The organism is Staphylococcus sp. LCT-H4 (assembly GCF_001866145.1).
Classification (GTDB): Bacteria; Bacillota; Bacilli; order Staphylococcales; family Staphylococcaceae; genus Staphylococcus; species Staphylococcus succinus.
Genome location: NZ_MODY01000002.1, coordinates 592,316 through 613,020 on the forward strand (window position 1 = coordinate 592,316; position 20,705 = coordinate 613,020).

The window sequence follows — 20,705 nt, forward strand, 5'->3', positions numbered from 1 at the left end:
CAAGTTTAAGAGAAATTTGAGTAAATGTATCAATCTAAAGTAAGTAGTTATATTAATGTTATAAAAGCGTTTTACAATAACATTTATTGGAGGTAAGTAGTATGCAAGAGAGATTCAAGAAATATAACCACATATTGAAGTATGAGACAAGCCAATTAGAAAAAGTAATATTGGGTATAACTACTAGAGAAGATGGCTTGAGTCCTTATCCCAAAGAAGCATTTAATTTAGCTAGGTATATTGATGATGATCCTATAAATGTTACACAGCATCAAGAGCAACTTGCAGCTACAATCCATTATCCAAGGGAGCAATGGGTGTTTCCGATACAAACCCATGAAAATAAGGTGGTTGAAGTAAAAGACGAAGATAAAGGGACGAATATTGATGCATTATCAGATGAGCTATATGGTGTAGATGGTATGTATACTTACCAGTCTGATATATTGTTAACGATGTGTTATGCAGATTGTGTACCCATATACTTTTATAGTGAACCACACCACTTTGTAGGATTGGCGCATGCGGGATGGAGAGGAACAGTTGGCCAAATTGCTAATGAGATGGTAAGTAAAATTGATTTTGATGTGAAGGATTTACAAGTTGTTATAGGTCCTGCAACATCATCCACCTATGAAATTAATGATGATATTAAATCAAAATTTGAACAACTACCTGTTGATACTAATCAGTTTATTGACAGAAGAGCTGAGGATAGACATGGTATCGATTTAAAACAAGCAAATGCTTTGTTACTTGAATATGCCGGTGTTCCTAAAGATAATATTTACATTACAAATTATGCTACGTCAGAGGATTTATCTTTATTTTTCTCATATAGAGTTGAAAAAGGAAACACTGGACGCATGTTAGCATTTATTGGTCAATAATGGAGAGGTGTAAAGAATTGAACGTACAACAAAATTTAGAACAGATTAATGAAGAATTAAAAGTACACTGTAAAAAAGAACATGTTTCAACATTGCCAAACGTGATTGCAGTAACAAAGTATGTTACAATAGACCGAGCTAATGATGCATATTATGCGGGAATTAGGCACTTTGGTGAGAACCGTATAGAAGGTTGTCTTCAGAAAAAACAAGCGTTACCAAATGATATCGTAATGCACTTTATTGGTTCTTTACAAACAAGAAAAGTTAAAGAAGTGATTAATGACATCGATTACTTTCATGCATTAGATCGTTTGAAATTAGCAAAAGAAATTAATAAAAGAGCTGAACATAAAATTAAATGTTTTGTTCAAGTAAATGTTTCAGGAGAATCGTCCAAACAAGGTGTTTCTCTAGAAGACGTCAACACTTTTATTGAGGATTTAGAACAATTTGAAAAGATAGAAGTAGTTGGTCTTATGACTATGGCTCCATTAACTGAAGATGAGCCATATATTAAGAGCTTGTTTCAAGCATTAAGATTAAAAAGAGATGAAATTAAAGCGCTCAATTTAAATTATGCACCGTGTAAGGAGTTATCTATGGGAATGAGCAATGATTTTCATATAGCTGCTGAAGAAGGGGCATCGTTTGTGAGAATTGGGACTAAACTTGTAGGAAAAGAGGAGTGAGCCCCGTGGCTTTAAAAGATTTATTTAGTGGATTTTTCGTGGTTGAAGAAGAAGATGACGAATTAGAAGCGCCACCAGAAGAAGAAAAAGATAAACAACAAAATAAACAACAAGCGCAGTCTCAAACCAATTTTAGAGAACAACCAAATAATGAAAATATAGAACGCCAAAAATCGATACAATCCGTGCCCAAAAAACAATCATCGAGGTTACAACAATCATCCGGTGAAAGGAAGTATCAAATGAATAACAATACACCAAAAAATAATACTAGGAACGTTGTGAATATGAATAATCAAGAACAAGATAATTTTGATTTTGCACAAGAAAGTTCTAAAATGTGTTTATTTGAACCACGTGTATTTTCTGATACACAAGATATTGCAGATGAATTAAAAAATCGTCGTGCGACTTTAGTTAATCTACAACGCATAGATAAAGTTTCTGCAAAACGTATTATAGACTTTTTAAGTGGTACTGTATATGCTATCGGTGGTGACATTCAGCGTGTAGGATCAGATATATTCTTATGTACACCTGATAATGTTGAAGTGGCAGGTAATATTACAGACCAAATTGAAAATATGGAATACCAAGGTGAATAGAGGTAGAAATAAATGGATATAAGTTTATTAGCAAGTATATTTAAATTTATTTTATTCTTGGTTCAAATTTATTACTATGGCATGATTGTATATTTCTTTATGTCATGGATACCTAATGCAAGAGAAAATAAATTTGGTCGATTTTTACAAAAAATATATGAACCCTTTTTAGAGCCATTTCGTAAAATTGTTCCTCCCATCGGTATGATAGATATCTCATCGATTGTTGCAATAATTGTACTTGTATTGTTCCAAAGAGGATTAATGAGTATTTTTAATATGATTTTGAATTATATGGCCTAAACTTGTATATCTTATAGATAAGGTTTAAAGTATACTTATGACTAACGTATAAAATAAATGAGAAGCACCTAACGTTGTATAACGCGAGGTGCTTTGTATTGTGTTTGGAGTGATTTACATCGATATATATCAACATTTTAGAAAAGAAGAACATGCATTGATAGATGAGCTTATAGACAAATGTCATCGTGCTAATGATCAATATGCGCCTGTATTAACTACATTCCTTGACCCCCGTGGGCAATATATTATGAGTGTTATTGTCGGTAGCTTTGACGATTTAAATGTAACCTTTTATGGTGGACCATATGCAGAAAGGCAAAGGGCGATTATAGCGCCGACATATTATGAACCTGAAGTAGAGTCATTTGAAATCACCTTAATAGAAGTAGATTATCCTAAAAAATTTGTAACGCTACAACACCAACATGTGCTTGGTACAATAATGTCCTTAGGTATTGAGAGAGACCAACTGGGTGATATTTTAGTAGATGAAAATGTACAATTTACTTTGACAAAACAATTAGAATCTTATATTATATTGGAATTAAATAGAATTAAAGGTGTAACGGTTAAACTTAATTCTATTCCAATAAAAGATATGATACAATCAAAAGAGCAATGGCAAACCTTTGATACGACAGTGAGTGGTTTACGCTTGGATGTTGTGTTGAAAGAAATTATCCGTAAATCTCGGACAGTTGCCAAACAATTAATTGATAAAAAAAGAGTTAAGGTAAACCATACAATTATTGATTCAGCAGATTTCCAGCTAGATAGTGGTGATTTATTATCTATACAAGGTTTTGGACGTGCAATGATTACTGAAATCGGCGGCAAAACTAAAAAAGATAAAATACGTATTTCTTATAAAACTTTGTTCAAATGATGTTATACTGAAGGAGTAAAGTTTGTACTGTCAACGATAATGCAAGTCATGAAATTGCAAATAAATACGCTGCATTAAAAGAGTTATTTATTAACAAATAAAGCTATTTCATATGTTTAATGAAATATTAAAATAGTGTATTATAGAGGGAGGATAACGCATGCCTTTTACACCAAATGAAATAAAAAACAAAGAATTTACACAAGTGAAAACTGGCTATGAACCATCTGAAGTTAAAAATTATTTAGAACAATTAAGCAGTGAAATTGTTCGTCTAAAAGAAGATAAAAATCAATTAGAAAAAGTAATAGAAGATAAAGAGACAAATATTCAATCTTATAAAGATGTGCATCAGTCAGTAAGTGATGCATTAATACATGCTGAACAAGCTGGGGAAGAAACGAAAGCCGCTGCTAACAAAGAAGCAGAAGCCACGGTTGCTAAAGCTCAGTCAGAGGCGGATAAAATCGTAAATGACGCTGTTGAAAAAGCGCGTCGACTTTCATTCCAAACTGAAGATATGAAGCGACAATCTAAAATATTTAGATCACGTTTCCGTATGTTAGTTGAGGCACAACTCGATTTACTTAAAAATGAAGATTGGGATTATTTATTAAATTATGACCTTGATTCCGAACAAGTAACACAAGAAAATATCAATCACTTAAATGATAAAGAGTTAACTGATGAAGAAAAAGCGATGAAGGCTAAAGCAGAATCAGAAAACAATTCATAATTATTTCAGCTAACAATAACAATGAATAACAGACACGTAAGTAGCACAATGCATATCACAGCGAGTTAGGGACAGTGTGAGCCTTTCATATGTAAGTTGCTTATATCACTGTTATAAACAATAGTATACGATATCAATGAGAGAACTCTAAGTTGAGTTAATCAGGGTGGTAACGCGGTTTATATCGTCCCTGTTAATTGAACTTAGGGTTCTTTTTATTGACTGAACCACAAGAATTAAGACTGAAAATTGTAATAAGGAGTGTACAAAAATGGATTATAAAGAAACATTATTAATGCCAAAAACAGATTTTCCAATGCGCGGGGGTCTTCCGAATAAAGAGCCTAAGATCCAACAAGAATGGGAAGAAAAAAATATCTATCAAAAAGTATTAGATAAAAATGCTGGTAATCCATCGTATATTTTACATGATGGACCACCATATGCTAACGGAAACTTGCACATGGGGCATGCATTGAATAAAATTTTAAAAGATATCATCACGAGATATAAATCGATGCGCGGATTTTATGCACCTTACGTACCAGGTTGGGACACACATGGTCTACCAATTGAGCAAGCATTAACTAAAAAAGGTATTAAACGTAAAGAGCTGTCAGTGGCGGAGTTCAGAGAAAAATGTAAAGCATTCGCATTGAAACAAATTGAAGGTCAGAAACAAGATTTTAAACGTTTAGGCATTAAAGGTGATTTTGATAATCCATATATCACATTAAATCCAGAATATGAAGCTGCGCAAATTCGTTTGTTTGGTGAAATGGCTGATAAAGGACTTATTTATAAAGGTAAAAAACCTGTATATTGGTCTCCATCAAGTGAATCTTCATTAGCGGAAGCTGAGATTGAATATCAAGATAAGCGTTCAGCATCAATTTATGTGGCTTTTGATGTAAAAGACAGTAAAGGTATTGTAGATGACGATGCTAAATTTATCATTTGGACAACAACACCGTGGACATTGCCTTCAAATGTAGCGATTACAGTTCACCCTGATTTAACTTATGGACAATATAAAGTAAATGGTGAAAAATATATTATTGGTAAAGATTTAGTCAATGATGTGGTAGAAGCTTTAGAATGGGATGAAAATGCTGTTGAATTAGAAAAAGAATTCAAAGGTAAAGAATTGGAATATATTGAAGCGCAGCATCCATTCGTAGATCGAGTTTCATTAGTTATTAATGGTTTGCATGTAACAACAGATGCTGGTACAGGATGTGTACACACAGCACCAGGACATGGTGAAGATGACTATGTTGTTGGGCAAAAATATAAATTACCTGTCATTAGCCCTGTTGACGATAAAGGCGTATTTACTGAAGAAGCAGGCCAATTTGAAGGTATGTTCTATGATAAAGCGAATAAAGCAATTACCGATGTTCTTAAAGAAAGTGGCGCATTACTAAAATTAGAATTTATCACACATAGTTATCCACATGATTGGCGTACTAAAAAACCTGTTATTTTTAGAGCTACACCACAATGGTTTGCTTCAATCGATAAAGTTCGTCAAGAAATCTTAGATGCTATAACGGATACAAACTTTAAAGTTGATTGGGGTAAAACACGTATCTTCAATATGATCCGTGACCGTGGTGAATGGGTAATATCACGTCAACGTGTATGGGGTGTACCTTTACCAGTATTTTATGCTGAAAATGGGGATATCATCATGACAAATGAAACGGTAAACCATGTTGCAGACTTATTCGAAGAATTTGGATCAAATATTTGGTTTGAACGTGAAGCCAAAGATTTATTACCAGAGGGCTTTACACACGTAGGTAGCCCTAATGGCGTATTTACTAAAGAGACAGACATTATGGATGTTTGGTTTGATTCTGGTTCATCTCATCGCGCTGTTTTAGAAGGTCGTCCTGAATTATCTTACCCAGCAGATTTATATTTAGAAGGTAGTGACCAATATCGTGGTTGGTTCAATTCATCTATCACAACTTCAGTTGCGACTAAAGGACAGTCACCGTATAACATGTTATTATCACATGGTTTTGTTATGGACGGTGAAGGTAAGAAAATGAGTAAGTCACTAGGTAATACGATAGTGCCTGATACAATTGTTAAACAAAAAGGTGCAGACATTGCGCGTCTATGGGTAAGTAGTGTGGATTACCTTTCAGATGTTCGTATTTCAGATGAAATTTTAAAACAAACTTCTGATGTATATCGTAAAATTAGAAATACATTAAGATTTATGTTGGGTAATGTGAGTGATTATAATCCTGCTGTGAATGCTGTAGCTGAAGCAGATTTATTAGAAGTTGATAAATATCTATTAAGTAGATTACGTGAATTTACAGCAAATACATTAGACAATTATGATAACTATGACTATTTAGATATCTATCAAGAAGTTCAAAACTTTATTAATGTAGAATTAAGTAATTTCTATTTAGACTACGGTAAGGATATCCTGTATATTGAAGAACGTGATTCGCATAAACGTCGCAGTATGCAAACTGTTTTATACCAAATTGTTGTAGATATGACGAAATTATTAGCACCAATTTTAGCGCATACAGCAGAAGAAGTATGGTCACACATCCCACATGTGGAAGAAGAAAGTGTTCACTTAACGCTTATGCCAGAGCGTGTGGAAATAGATCGTGAATTCGTAGATAGATGGAACACATTTATGAAATTACGTGACGATGTCAACCGTGCCCTAGAGGTTGCACGTAGTGAAAAAGTTATTGGTAAATCGCTAGAAGCTAGAGTTGTAATTGGTAGTAATGAAAACTTCGACGCAACGTCATTTTTACAACAATTCAACGACTTACATCAACTTTTTATTACTTCACAAGCAGAAGTTGTTGATAAAGTTGAAAGTGGCGTAGCATACCAATATGGTGATATTCACATTGAACATGCACACGGTGAAAAATGTGAGCGTTGTTGGAACTATAGTGAATCATTAGGTTCAGTAGGTGAACTAGATCACTTATGTCCACGTTGTCAAGAAGTCGTGAAGACGCTTGTCTAGTTAATTTGTTATAAAATATAGACTGACATGATAATACTTAAAGACCTATTTGTAATTTGCTAAAAGCAAATACAAATAGGTCTTTCTATTTTGTGAGATAGAGTAGATCAGTTGCTTGATAATTACTAAAAATTACATTTGTTTATTTAAAATTAGTATGGGTCTTTCTACATTCGGAGGTTTGATTACGTTGTGTTAACACGTAGTTATATTAATTATAATAAAATAAACACCAACAGATTATTATAATTGTATTATGTTAACGATAAATGTTGAACAAATGAAATGGTTTTTTATAATGATTTATAAAGCGTATAATAGGATAAATAGAAAGCAAGAAAGGTGTTATTTATGTTTCATAATAAAAACGACCATTTTATAAATGGAATTACTTTGAACGTTAAAGATATAGAAGAAATGAAACATTTTTATAGTAATATATTAGGGTTAAATATTGTAATGGAATCCGATTCAAACATACTATATCAGATTGGCGTGCAAAATCACTTTATCTCTTTAAATCAAATAGAGAGAGGTAGAGAGCCATTAAGCGCCGAAGCGGGCTTGTTTCATTTAGCCATTCAGTTATCATCACAGTCAGCGTTAGCAGATATACTTGTTCAATTAAGTGATTATAGTCTACCTGTGGATGGTGGAGAGAATCATTTAACGACGTCTTTATATGTTAATGATCCTGAAGGTAATGGATTGGAATTTTATGTTGTTGAAGCGCATAATGAAGATTGGGATAATGTTGAAGAACAAGTTACTTTAGATACACTACCGATTAATGTTCCAAAGTTATTGAAACACGTTTCAAATAATCAATGGCAAGGTATACCGAATGAAAGTCAAATTGGCTATTTAAATTTAAAAACAATTGCATGGCATAAAGTAAAACCATATTACAAAAATTTCTTTAACCTTGAAGTTGCACCTTTAGATACAGATGAAGCACTTTATATGTCATCTAAAGGTGATTATCAGCATCTAGTTGTGAATAATTGGCATTCATATATTAAAAGAATTGAAAACGATGTTACGTATGGTTTAGCTTGTGTTGATTGTTATTATCCAGATACTGCACATAAACGATTAACGGGTCCTGATGGAATACAATTTCGTTTTAACTATTACGAGGTAGAGTGATGCTATGAAGAGAAGGTTAACGATAATGTTAGTGAGTAGTATGATAATCACTGGAATGGCGACATTTGAAGGGATAACGAATAGAGATATGACTGAGCCTGATAATCATTTTTGGTCATTTAATCCTATGAAATATAACCCTTATACTAAAGGTCAATGCACAAATTATGTTTTTGACAAAATACGAGCACATGGCAAGCAAATCGGAGTGAGTTGGAATGATGCTAAGTATTGGTCCTCCCATGCTCAAAAAGATGGATATCGCGTAAATTCAATTCCTAAAGTAGGAAGTATCATGCAATCTAGTAAAGGAAAATATGGACACGTTGCATATATAGAGAAAAAGTATAAAGATGGTTCCATAGGAGTCAGCGAGATGAATTATCATAAACCCTATGAAATTACAGAAAGAACCATTTTTCGAAATGAAATCAAAGATTATAAATATATTCATCCTAAAAACAATTCACACATATAAAAGTGAAATGTGATGATATTGAGTGTATGGTTAAAAAAGGTCATATCTAACAGTTATATTATCTTTGAAAATATAAAATGAGTTTTAGTGTGCCCGTATGTTTGAAGTGAATCAATAAAAGATTCTACTTCTTGCATATGCTTAAAACGTACTTTAAACATAAAACAACTATCACCCGAAACTCTATAACAACATTCTACATTGTTTTGTTGAGCGATAAAGGATTTAAAATCTTGGTATAAGTTATTTTTTATAGTTATTTCAATAATAACATCTATAGCGTATCCCAAAATAGTATAGTCTACGTCAATAGTATAGCGTTTGATAATTCCAATATCTTTCAATTTATTTATTCTATCTCTAACAGAAGGTGTAGAAAGATTTACATTTTTACCAATACTTTCTAATGATATTTTACTATTTTCTTTTAATTGTTGGATGATTTTTCTGTTTGTTAAGTCCATAGATAAAAACTCCTTTATTTTAATAAGTATAATATTAAAACACCTCATATAACTCATTCAATTCTCCCTATATATACAATAAAATAATTATAGATAAGGAGAGTGAATTATGACTATTATACAGCCGTCTTTACACGGAGAAACATCATTTCAAAGATTACTAGGTTATAATGAAGCGGTAATGAAAAACTGGCGTGATTTGAGCGACATATTAGAATGTGATGGTGCACTATCGGGTGAGTTAAAAGAAGAGATAAGACGTATGTTAGCACAACAAAATGGATGCTTGTATTGTAAGGCTAAAGGGAAACCTAAAGGTCATCTCAAAGATAATAAATCAGCAGTTTGCTTAGGCTTTACGGATGTGTTTTTAAAATTAAACACGGATATTCCAGAGTATATCATAAATATATTACAAGATAATTTAACTAATAGCGAAATAAGTGAACTGATTGCCTTTATTACATTTACTACCAGTCAACAATATTTTGGTGCCTTAATGAAGCTATCACCAAATGACGAAAAAATATAAATATAGTTATTAAAAATGCTTTGTTTTGATATCAATAGTTGAGTTTGAGAAACATGGAATGGAAGATTTACACTTTATTATCGAGTAAATATAATTATAAAGTGTAAAGTATTAAAGGATTTTGATAAGAACAGGTTTATTTTAGCTATAATTTTACTGTTATTTAAACTGTAACTTTTTTTATAAGTTTGATTAGGATATAATGAGAGTTGTTGTAAAACGACTGAGAGTATAATAGGAGGTACAGACATGAAACGTCAGTACTACATTGGTATTTCTTTATTCATAACAATCGTTATATTAATATTAGATCAAATTACAAAATTTATTGTTGCTAGTTCAATGAAAGTTGGAGACTCATACGAAGTTATACCCAACTTTTTAAATATTACTTCTCACAGAAATAATGGTGCAGCTTGGGGTATTTTAAGTGGTAAAATGGGCTTCTTCTATATCATTACCATCATTATACTTGTGGTACTTATTGTTTTTTATATTAAAGAGGCAAAACAACATTTACTAATGCAAATTGCTATTAGTTTGTTATTTGCAGGTGCTTTAGGAAACTTTATTGATCGTGTATTACATGGTGAAGTTGTAGATTTTGTGGATACATATATATTTGGATACAATTTCCCAATATTCAATGTAGCAGACGCCAGTTTGACGATAGGTGTTTTGTTGATTATTATCGCTTTGTTAACAGATATGAAGAAAGTAGAATAGGAGAGATTTTGCATGGAAACACATGAGTTTAAAATAGAAAATCCAGAAGAAACAGGGCAGCGCATCGACAAATTACTACCAGAATACAATTCAGATTGGTCACGTACGCAAATTCAAGACTTAATCAAAGAGTCACTTGTGAAAGTGAATGATAAATTGATTAAATCAAATTATAAAACTAAGCTTAATGACCATATTGTTGTAACGGAAAAAGAAATTGTTGAAGCTGATATTAACCCTGAGAATTTAAATTTAGATATATACTATGAAGATGATGATGTTGCAATCGTGTATAAGCCTAAAGGTATGGTAGTTCATCCTTCTGCAGGTCATTACACTGGCACACTTGTTAATGGTTTAATGTATCAAATGAAGGATTTATCAGGTATCAATGGAGAAATTCGTCCGGGTATCGTACACAGAATTGATAAAGATACATCTGGCTTGTTGATGGTCGCTAAAAACGATATCGCGCATCGCAGTTTGGTTGACCAATTGGTGAATAAAACAGTAACGCGTAAATATGTGGCACTTGTTCACGGCAATATCCCACATGATTATGGGACAGTTGATGCGCCAATTGGAAGAAATAAAATTGATAGACAATCGATGGATGTTGTCGATGACGGTAAAGATGCGATTACACACTTTAATGTCCTAGAACATTTTAATAAATATACATTGATAGAATGTCAATTAGAGACTGGTCGTACACACCAAATACGTGTGCATATGAAATATATTGGTTATCCTTTAGTAGGTGATCCAAAGTATGGTCCGAAAAAAACATTGGATATAGGTGGTCAAGCGTTACATGCAGAAGTGATTGGTTTCGAACATCCAGTAACGCATGAATATATTGAGAAATCATCTGCATTACCTGACGATTTTGAACAGTTACTGTCAGATATACGTAGAAGTGATAGCTAAAAATTAGCAATACAAATCACAAGTATTCATGCTAAATGTTATGCTTCGTAAGATACTTTGGCTTGGATATCAATAGCTTATTTAATTTGAAAATGACGGTGTCTGCTTTACTTCAGTAGATACCGTCATTTTCTTTTGAATATATTAGGCGATATTTAATATGATCTCTTACATCATTGAATGTATACGCAAGATAAAGGTGAAGACAAGTACATTAAAGAATACTATATAAATATAGCTTTAATTATGGAAGCAGCAGTTGTTCCCTAAATACACTTGCAAGTTTAGTCTATTCGTGATAATATTATGACAGTTTAATAAAGCGAACGTACGTCTTTAAATGAAAGTCCAGAGAGGCTTCGAAGACATGACTTTAATTAAGGTATACAAACATATGATTTGTGAAAACAAATTAATACTACTGTAGCTATAACATTTAGCACAGTGGGAGACATAAATATAACCATATTTATGTAAGAGAAATCATCTAAGTAAAGCAAGATATGTCTCTTAATTGTTTGTGATATCCTTATAAGTAAACCTCATGTCTGAATAAAGGCATGGGGTTTTCTTTATATCCTAAACATTATTGCATTAATAAGTTGTTGATTAAACAAATTAAGGGAGGTGCCTAAAATGTCAGAACGCGTTATTATGGATGAAGCGGCTATACAGAGAACGGTGACACGTATTGCACACGAAATTTTAGAATATAATAAAGGTACTGATAATTTAATATTGTTAGGCATTAAGACGCGTGGGGCTTTTTTAGCAAGACGTCTCCAGCAAAAGATTGAAAGTATCGAAGAAAAAGTAGTGCCTACGGGGACAATCGATATTACCCAGTTTAGAGATGATTTAGAACAAACATCGAATCACAGCAATGAAAAAACATATGAGATAGATGTAAATATCACAAATCAAGTCGTCATAATTATTGATGATGTTTTATATACAGGAAGAACGGTCAGAGCATCATTAGATGCAGTACTTCAATATGCTAGACCTAAAAAAATAGGCTTAGCAACATTAGTTGATCGAGGCCACAGGGAATTACCAATACGTGCAGACTTTGTAGGAAAGAATATTCCGACTGCAAGGGAAGAAGCTGTTTCGGTATTTCTTGATGAAATCGATTCAAGAAATGCAGTAGTAATTGAATAGCACCTTTTAATTCAGTACGAGAGACTGAGAAAGGGAAGAGGTTTGGAATCATGTGACTAATGACTGCGCACATACCTAGATAGGTTTGTAGTTAATAATCAGTGATGGTATAACAGTTATAATAAACCTCTTCATATTATCTTAATTTATTGAACCATGGTTGAGTCATGTAATGGATGAATCAATCTAAAGTTTAAAAATAAGATAGTGTACACTTTTTGAGTCTCTTTACATGAATACAATGTAAAGAGATTTTTTTTATGAAGGGAAGCGTAAAACATGGAAAATGAAACAATGTTCGAACGGACAGTCAAACCAGTATTAGATGTGCAAGATAGACCTAAATTTGGCCAATGGGCGTTTTTAAGTACGCAACACTTATTTGCTATGTTTGGTTCTACAGTACTGGTACCATTTTTAACAGGATTGCCGATATCATCTGCATTACTAGCATCAGGTATAGGAACATTGTTATATATATTAATTACAAAAGCTAAAATACCAGCTTACTTAGGTTCGAGTTTCGCGTTTATTACACCCATTATTACTGGCTTAAATTCTCACAGTTTGGGTGACATGCTAATGGCACTTTTTATGAGTGGTGTCATGTATGTACTCATTGGACTAGCTATAAGAATCAGTGGAACGAACTGGTTGATGCAGCTTTTACCTCCTGTAGTTGTAGGTCCAGTAATTATGGTTATTGGTTTGAGTTTAGCGCCAACAGCTGTAAACATGGCAATGTTTGAAAATGCTTCAGATATGAAAGGATATAATTTGAGTTATCTAGCTGTAGCTATGATTACTTTACTTGTCACAATAGCTGTACAAGGATTCTTTAAAGGATTCTTATCTTTAATACCAGTATTAATCGGTATTGTAACGGGCTATGTCTTGTCAATGTTCATGGGTTTGGTCAACTTTGCACCGATTATAAAAGCAAAATGGTTACAACTGCCGGAAGTGTATATTCCTTTTAAAGATTATACACCCTCGTTTCACTTAGGATTGATTCTTGTATTGATACCTATTGTATTTGTTACTGTGAGTGAGCATATTGGCCATCAAATGGTCATAAATAAAATTGTAGGAAGAAATTTTTTTAAGGATCCTGGATTAGATAAATCTATTATAGGTGATGGTGTTTCTACTATGTTTGCAAGTATTATTGGTGGGCCGCCAAGCACGACATATGGTGAAAATATTGGTGTCTTAGCAATCACAAAAATTTATAGTGTTTATGTTATCGGTGGTGCTGCGGTGATTGCAATTATCTTAGGATTTGTAGGGAAATTCACAGCACTTGTATCATCAATACCTACACCTGTAATGGGCGGGGTATCCATATTACTTTTTGGTATCATTGCGACAAGTGGTTTGAGAATGCTTGTTGAGAGCGAAGTGGATTTTGCTAGTAATCGTAACTTAGTTATTGCATCAGTCATACTTGTAATTGGTATCGGGAACTTGGTTTTCAACTTAAATGGTGTAGGTGTCAAACTCGAAATAGAAGGCATGGCACTTGCAGCGTTAGCAGGAATTATATTAAATCTTATATTACCGAAAGAAGCAGTAGCGACTAAATAAGTGAACATTGTATTATGAGGAGGCTGAACATGGATAATTTACTTTCAATGGAACATCTATCTACAAATGAAATTTATGAGTTAATTCAACGCGCAAGCGCTATAAAAAAAGGTGATCTAAAGCCTCAACGTTATGAAGATAAATTTGTAGCAAATTTATTTTTTGAAAATTCTACTCGCACTAAAAGTAGTTTCTTAGTAGCCGAACAAAAATTAGGACTAAAATTAATTGATTTTGAGACTAATACATCTTCAGTTCAAAAAGGTGAGTCATTATATGACACATGCAAAACTTTAGAGCAAGTTGGTGCAGATGTTCTCGTGATTAGACATTCACAGACTACATATTACGAAGAATTAAAATCACTTAACATCCCAATTATTAATGGAGGAGATGGCAGTGGCCAACATCCTACCCAAAGTTTATTAGACATTATGACAATATATGAAGAATATCAGTCATTTGAAGGACTCAATATCTTGATTTGTGGAGATATTAAAAATTCTCGCGTTGCTAGAAGTAACTTTCAGAGTTTATCTGCACTTGGCGCAAACGTGATGTTTTCAAGTCCTGAAGCGTGGAAGGATTGTTCACTTGATGCACCTTATGTTGACATTGATACAGTTATAGATCATGTAGATATTGTTATGTTATTGAGAGTACAACATGAAAGACATGATAATGGAGAGAACACAAGCTTTGAAGCAAATAACTATCATGAACAATTTGGGTTAACACAAGCAAGGTATGACAAATTACACAATCAAGCAATCGTAATGCATCCAGCTCCAGTAAATAGAGGTGTAGAGATAGATCACTCACTTGTAGAAGCATCAAAATCTCGCATTTTCAAACAAATGGAAAATGGAATGTACTTACGAATGGCTGTTATAGATTATATATTACAAACAAAAGGGGCAGAAACTAATGAAGTTATTAAATAATGCTAAGATTTTACAAAATGGTGAATTTAAAGAGGTTTCAATTTTAATCGAAGGTCAACACATAAAAAAAATCGCGCCACAAATTGAAGTTGATGCAGAGATAGAAGTTATAGATGTTAAAGGTCAATTTGTAGCGCCAGGTTTAGTCGACGTGCACGTACATTTACGTGAACCGGGTGGGGAACACAAAGAAACGATAGAAACAGGTACTAAAGCAGCTGCTAGAGGTGGTTTTACGACGGTATGTCCAATGCCTAATACGCGTCCAGTACCTGATTCAGAAGAGAATTTAAAACATTTAAATCAATTAATAGAAGAAAATGCACAAGTAAGAGTTTTACCATATGCGTCCATTACAGTAAGACAAGCCGGTCAAACACATGTAGATTTCGAAGCACTTGCACAAAATGGCGCATTTGCCTTTACTGATGATGGTGTAGGGGTTCAACAAGCTAATATGATGTATGAAGCAATGCAAGCGGCAGCAAAAGTTAATAAAGCTGTTGTAGCGCACTGTGAAGACAATAGCTTAATTTATGGTGGAGCTATGCATGAAGGGCAACGCAGTAAAGCATTGGGCATACCTGGTATTCCTAATATTTGTGAAGCAGTTCAAATCGCGCGTGATGTACTTTTAGCTGAAGCGGCAGGTGCACATTATCATGTGTGCCATGTGTCGACGAAAGAAAGTGTCAGAGCCATTCGTGATGCTAAGAAAGCGGGTATTAAAGTCACTGCAGAAGTAACCCCACACCATCTGTTATTAACAGAAGATGATGTACCAGGTGATGATGCAATATACAAAATGAATCCCCCGTTAAGAAGCAAAGAAGATAGAGATGCATTATTAGAAGGTTTATTAGATGGCACAATTGATTGTATCGCAACGGATCATGCACCACATGCTGCTGAAGAAAAAGCGCAATCTATGACGAAGGCGCCATTTGGCATTGTTGGTAGTGAAACAGCATTCCCATTATTATATACACACTTCGTTAAAAATGGAGATTGGTCATTACAACAACTTGTTGATTATTTAACAATTAAACCAGCGCAAACGTTTGATTTACCTTATGGTAGGTTAGAAGAAGGTGGTTTAGCAGATTTAACAGTTATCAATCTAGATGAAGAAAGTGAAATCAAGGCAGAAGACTTTGCATCGAAAGGTAATAATACACCATTTATTGGATGCAAAGTTTATGGAACTCCAGTATTAACATTAGTTGAAGGTGAAGTTAAATTTAAGGAGGAAAAATAATGTTGCAGAAACGCTATCTAGTATTAGAAGACGGAACATATTATGAAGGTTACCCATTGGGTTCAGATAAATTGACAGTGGGAGAAATTGTATTTAATACGGCAATGACAGGTTATCAAGAGACGATATCTGATCCATCATACACTGGTCAAATTATCACATTTACCTATCCATTGATTGGGAATTATGGTATTAATAGAGACGATTTTGAGTCACTTGTACCTACATTGAATGGTGTAGTTGTAAAAGAAGCGAGTGCACATCCTAGTAATTTCAGACAACAAAAAACATTGCATGAAGTATTAGTAGAATATGATGTTCCGGGTATTTCTGGCGTTGATACACGAAGTATCACGCGTAAAATCAGAAATTTTGGCGTTTTAAAAGCAGCATTTACAGATGATAAAGCAAGTATTACTCAAATCGTTGAGCAATTAAAATCTACAGAATTACCACGTAATGAAGTGACAACGGTATCGACGAAATCACCATATGTATCTTCCGGTTACGATTTGAGTGTTGTGTTAGTGGACTTTGGTAAAAAACAAAATATTGTTAGAGAGTTGAATACACGTGGTTGTAATGTGACGGTTGTACCATATGATACTTCTGCAGAAGCTATTATAAGAATGTCTCCAGATGGCGTCATGTTGTCAAATGGTCCTGGGGATCCCGAAGAAGTTCAAGTTGCTGTGGAAATGATTAAAGGCATCTTAGGACACATTCCATTCTTTGGTATTTGCTTAGGTCATCAATTATTTGCATTATCGCAAGGTGCTACCTCATTTAAAATGAAATTTGGACACAGAGGGGCCAACCACCCAGTTAAAGATTTGAAAACTGGAAAAATAGCACTTACGAGTCAGAATCATGGTTATGCAATAAATAAAGATTCGTTAATTGATACAGAACTAGAAGTGACACATATAGCTATTAATGATGGTACGGTCGAAGGTTTAAGACATAAAACATTACCAGCATTTTCAGTTCAATATCATCCTGAAGCATGTCCAGGACCTTCAGATTCCAATTATTTATTTGATGAATTTATTAAAATGATGAATGACCATAAAGCAAAGGAGCGTATCACAAATGCCTAAACGTAATGATATCAAAACAATTCTAGTTATTGGATCAGGACCTATTATTATTGGTCAAGCAGCAGAATTTGATTATGCAGGTACACAAGCTTGTCTCGCATTAAAAGAAGAAGGTTATCGCGTTATATTAGTGAACTCAAATCCGGCTACAATTATGACGGATACTGAAATTGCAGATAAAGTATATATTGAACCTTTAACACATGATTTTATTGCTCGAATTATACGTAAAGAGCAACCAGATGCACTTTTACCTACATTAGGTGGTCAAACAGGTTTGAATATGGCAATTCAGTTACATGATAGTGGTGTACTTGAAGCAAATAATGTGCAACTTTTAGGTACGAAGTTAGAATCTATTCAACAAGCTGAAGATAGAGAGTTATTCAGAACACTAATGAATGATTTAGAAGTAGCTGTACCAGAGAGTGATATTGTTAACACTGTTGAACAGGCATTTAAATTTAAAGAGCAAGTGGGATACCCACTTATCGTTAGACCAGCATTTACAATGGGAGGTACTGGCGGAGGTATCTGTCATAATGATAAAGAGTTAAAAGAGATTGTTTCTAATGGTTTACACTATAGTCCAGCAACGCAATGTTTAATTGAAAAATCAATTGCAGGTTTTAAAGAAATAGAATACGAAGTAATGAGAGATAAAAATGATAATGCAATTGTAGTATGTAATATGGAAAACATTGATCCTGTAGGTATCCACACAGGTGACTCAATTGTTGTAGCACCTAGCCAGACATTATCAGATGTGGAATATCAAATGTTACGTGATGTATCATTAAAAGTCATTCGTGCATTGGGCATAGAAGGTGGCTGTAACGTTCAATTAGCATTAGATCCTTATTCTATGGATTATTACATTATTGAAGTGAATCCTCGTGTTTCTCGCTCATCAGCATTGGCGTCTAAAGCTACGGGATATCCAATTGCTAAATTAGCAGCTAAAATTGCAGTAGGTTTAACGCTAGATGAAATGTTAAATCCAATTACAGGCACTTCTTATGCGGCATTTGAACCTGCGTTAGATTATGTCATCTCTAAAATTCCACGTTTTCCATTTGATAAATTTGGCAAAGGTGAACGTGTTTTAGGGACTCAAATGAAAGCTACTGGAGAAGTTATGGCAATAGGTAGAACATATGAAGAATCATTGCTAAAAGCAATACGTTCATTAGAGTATGGTGTACATCATCTTGGATTGCCTAACGGAGAAACATTTGATTTAGACTATATTAAAGCGCGCATTAATGATCAAGATGATGAACGTTTATTCTTTATAGGTGAAGCGATTCGTCGAGGTACTACCCTTGAAGAAATTCATGAAATGACAAAAATTGATTACTTTTTCTTAAATAAATTCCAACATATCATCAATATTGAACATAATTTAAAAGCGAATAAAGGAGATATAGATTATCTTAAATTTGCAAAAGATTATGGCTTTAGTGATCGTGTAATTGCGCATCGCTTTGATATGTCGGAAGAAGAAGTGTATGCATTAAGACAAGAACATGGGATTACACCGGTGTATAAAATGGTAGATACTTGTGCAGCAGAATTTGAATCTGCAACACCTTACTATTATGGTACATATGAACAAGAGAATGAATCCATCGTCACAGACAAAGAGAAGATATTAGTGCTTGGGTCTGGACCAATTCGCATCGGACAGGGTGTAGAGTTTGACTATGCAACTGTTCATGCAGTGTGGGCGATTCAACAAGCGGGTTATGAAGCAATTATTGTGAATAACAATCCTGAAACAGTATCAACTGATTTCTCAATTTCGGATAAGCTATATTTTGAGCCGCTTACTGAAGAAGATGTTATGAATATTATTGATTTAGAGCAACCTAAAGGTGTAGTTGTACAGTTTGGTGGACAAACTGCAATTAATTTAGCTGATAAACTCGAAAAACATGATGTGAAAATTTTAGGTACTTCATTAGAAGACTTAAATCGTGCTGAAGACCGTAAAGAGTTTGAGGCATTATTACACACAATTGATGTACCACAACCTAATGGGAAAACAGCAACATCGCCTGAAGAAGCGCTTGAAAATGCCAGAAATATTGGATACCCAGTAGTTGTAAGACCTTCATACGTTTTGGGTGGTCGTGCGATGGAAATCGTTAATAGTGATGCAGAATTAGAAAACTATATGAACGAAGCAGTAAAAGCAAGCCCTGATCATCCAGTACTGATAGATAGATATTTAACTGGGAAAGAAATCGAAGTAGATGCAATCTCTGATGGTGAAACAGTCATTATTCCAGGCATCATGGAGCATATTGAAAGAGCCGGTGTGCATTCAGGTGACTCTATTGCAGTATATCCACCCCAAACATTAACGCAAGCAGAGATGGAGACACTCGAAGATTTTACGATTCGATTAGCAAAAGGATTAAATATCGTAGGGTTAATCAATATCCAATTTGTAATTGCGCATGACGGCGTTTATGTACTTGAAGTGAACCCACGCTCAAGTCGTACCGTTCCATTTTTAAGTAAGATAACAAATATTCAAATGGCTCAACTAGCAATGCGAGCGATTATAGGTGAAAAACTACTTGATTTAGGATATAAAGCTGGTATTCAACCATATACTGAAGGCGTCTTTGTTAAAGCTCCAGTCTTTAGCTTTAATAAATTAAAAAATGTTGATATTACGCTTGGACCTGAAATGAAATCTACAGGTGAAGTCATGGGTAAAGATTTAACTTTAGAAAAAGCATTATTCAAAGGTCTTACTGCAAGTGGTATGGAAGTTAAAGACCACGGTACAGTATTAATGACAGTAAGTGATAAAGATAAAGATGAGGTTGTTAATATTGCGAGCCGTTTAAATGAAGTAGGCTACAAAATACTTGCAACTGAAGGTACTGCAAATAAATTAGCAGAACAGAATATTCCAGCTGAAGTCGTTGGTAAAATCGGTTACGAAGATGATTTACTTACACGTATACAAAATGGAGAAGTACAAATAGTAATTAATACAATGACTAAAGGTAAAGAATTTGAACGTGATGGTTTCCAAATCAGACGTTCCTCAGTTGAAAATGGCGTGCCTTGCCTGACATCTTTAGATACAGCTAATGCGTTAACAAATGTCATCGAAAGTATGACATTTACAATGAAAAATATGTAAAATCAAACAATTAAGACAAAGTGATAGTGTTTGATGAACTATTATTTTGTCTTAATTCAAATATTGAAAG

The 20,705-nt window shown here is 33.8% G+C and carries 19 protein-coding genes; 18 read left to right on the top strand and 1 reads right to left on the bottom strand.

Annotated features, from left to right (window positions below; genetic code table 11):
- The first annotated feature begins 101 nt into the window (after positions 1 to 101).
- The 9 genes from pgeF to BK821_RS07810 all read left to right on the top strand — a co-directional run bounded on the left by pgeF (position 102) and on the right by BK821_RS07810 (position 8,764).
- Positions 102 to 890: a peptidoglycan editing factor PgeF gene (gene pgeF / locus BK821_RS07770; RefSeq protein ID WP_071331506.1), complete on the top strand. Its 789-nt coding sequence runs from the start codon at positions 102 to 104 to the stop codon at positions 888 to 890.
- A gap of 17 nt (positions 891 to 907) precedes the next feature.
- Positions 908 to 1,582, top strand: coding sequence for a YggS family pyridoxal phosphate-dependent enzyme (locus BK821_RS07775; protein WP_046836172.1), 675 nt, complete (start codon positions 908 to 910; stop codon positions 1,580 to 1,582).
- A 5-nt stretch (positions 1,583 to 1,587) separates the two neighbouring features.
- Positions 1,588 to 2,187, top strand: a complete 600-nt coding sequence (locus BK821_RS07780) for a cell division protein SepF (RefSeq protein ID WP_046836173.1) — start codon at positions 1,588 to 1,590, stop codon at positions 2,185 to 2,187.
- Between the two features lie 12 nt (positions 2,188 to 2,199).
- On the top strand, positions 2,200 to 2,490 hold the full coding sequence (locus tag BK821_RS07785) for a YggT family protein (protein WP_046836174.1): 291 nt from the start codon (positions 2,200 to 2,202) through the stop codon (positions 2,488 to 2,490).
- A gap of 109 nt (positions 2,491 to 2,599) precedes the next feature.
- Complete coding sequence (locus BK821_RS07790) at positions 2,600 to 3,379, top strand: YlmH family RNA-binding protein (RefSeq protein ID WP_083390168.1); 780 nt, start codon at positions 2,600 to 2,602, stop codon at positions 3,377 to 3,379.
- 160 nt (positions 3,380 to 3,539) lie between these two features.
- Positions 3,540 to 4,115: a DivIVA domain-containing protein gene (locus BK821_RS07795; protein ID WP_071331508.1), complete on the top strand. Its 576-nt coding sequence runs from the start codon at positions 3,540 to 3,542 to the stop codon at positions 4,113 to 4,115.
- A gap of 271 nt (positions 4,116 to 4,386) precedes the next feature.
- Entirely contained in the window at positions 4,387 to 7,137 is a 2,751-nt protein-coding gene (gene ileS / locus BK821_RS07800) for an isoleucine--tRNA ligase (protein WP_071331509.1), read from the top strand.
- Positions 7,138 to 7,488: 351 nt separating this feature from the next.
- On the top strand, positions 7,489 to 8,286 hold the full coding sequence (locus BK821_RS07805; protein WP_071331510.1) for a VOC family protein: 798 nt from the start codon (positions 7,489 to 7,491) through the stop codon (positions 8,284 to 8,286).
- A gap of 4 nt (positions 8,287 to 8,290) precedes the next feature.
- Positions 8,291 to 8,764 carry a CHAP domain-containing protein gene (locus BK821_RS07810; protein WP_071331511.1) on the top strand — a complete coding sequence of 158 codons (474 nt, stop codon included), beginning with the start codon at positions 8,291 to 8,293 and terminating at the stop codon, positions 8,762 to 8,764.
- A gap of 53 nt (positions 8,765 to 8,817) precedes the next feature.
- Here BK821_RS07810 and BK821_RS07815 read toward each other — a convergent pair whose 3' ends face one another.
- Entirely contained in the window at positions 8,818 to 9,228 is a 411-nt protein-coding gene (locus tag BK821_RS07815; protein WP_046836179.1) for an Lrp/AsnC family transcriptional regulator, read from the bottom strand.
- A gap of 109 nt (positions 9,229 to 9,337) precedes the next feature.
- Between BK821_RS07815 and BK821_RS07820 the strand changes: the two genes are divergently transcribed.
- From BK821_RS07820 to carB, 9 genes are all read left to right on the top strand, one after another.
- Positions 9,338 to 9,760, top strand: a complete 423-nt coding sequence (locus tag BK821_RS07820) for a carboxymuconolactone decarboxylase family protein (protein ID WP_046836180.1) — start codon at positions 9,338 to 9,340, stop codon at positions 9,758 to 9,760.
- Between the two features lie 249 nt (positions 9,761 to 10,009).
- Entirely contained in the window at positions 10,010 to 10,486 is a 477-nt protein-coding gene (gene lspA, locus BK821_RS07825; protein WP_046836181.1) for a signal peptidase II, read from the top strand.
- 12 nt (positions 10,487 to 10,498) lie between these two features.
- Positions 10,499 to 11,416 (top strand): RluA family pseudouridine synthase, encoded by a 918-nt coding sequence (locus BK821_RS07830; RefSeq protein ID WP_046836182.1) that lies wholly within the window; start codon positions 10,499 to 10,501, stop codon positions 11,414 to 11,416.
- Between the two features lie 636 nt (positions 11,417 to 12,052).
- A complete protein-coding gene (pyrR, locus tag BK821_RS07835) occupies positions 12,053 to 12,580 on the top strand; it encodes a bifunctional pyr operon transcriptional regulator/uracil phosphoribosyltransferase PyrR (protein WP_046836183.1) in 528 nt (175 codons plus the stop codon).
- Positions 12,581 to 12,859: 279 nt separating this feature from the next.
- Positions 12,860 to 14,167, top strand: coding sequence for a uracil-xanthine permease family protein (locus tag BK821_RS07840; RefSeq protein WP_046836184.1), 1,308 nt, complete (start codon positions 12,860 to 12,862; stop codon positions 14,165 to 14,167).
- A gap of 29 nt (positions 14,168 to 14,196) precedes the next feature.
- Entirely contained in the window at positions 14,197 to 15,111 is a 915-nt protein-coding gene (locus BK821_RS07845; protein ID WP_071331512.1) for an aspartate carbamoyltransferase catalytic subunit, read from the top strand.
- Positions 15,095 to 16,369 (top strand): dihydroorotase, encoded by a 1,275-nt coding sequence (locus BK821_RS07850; RefSeq protein ID WP_071331513.1) that lies wholly within the window; start codon positions 15,095 to 15,097, stop codon positions 16,367 to 16,369. The genes BK821_RS07845 and BK821_RS07850 overlap by 17 nt, the downstream gene beginning before the upstream one ends.
- Entirely contained in the window at positions 16,369 to 17,469 is a 1,101-nt protein-coding gene (locus BK821_RS07855) for a carbamoyl phosphate synthase small subunit (protein ID WP_046836187.1), read from the top strand. Before BK821_RS07850 ends, BK821_RS07855 begins: the two co-directional genes overlap by 1 nt.
- Positions 17,462 to 20,635 (top strand): carbamoyl-phosphate synthase large subunit, encoded by a 3,174-nt coding sequence (gene carB / locus BK821_RS07860; RefSeq protein WP_046836188.1) that lies wholly within the window; start codon positions 17,462 to 17,464, stop codon positions 20,633 to 20,635. The genes BK821_RS07855 and carB overlap by 8 nt, the downstream gene beginning before the upstream one ends.
- Positions 20,636 to 20,705 lie beyond the last annotated feature (70 nt).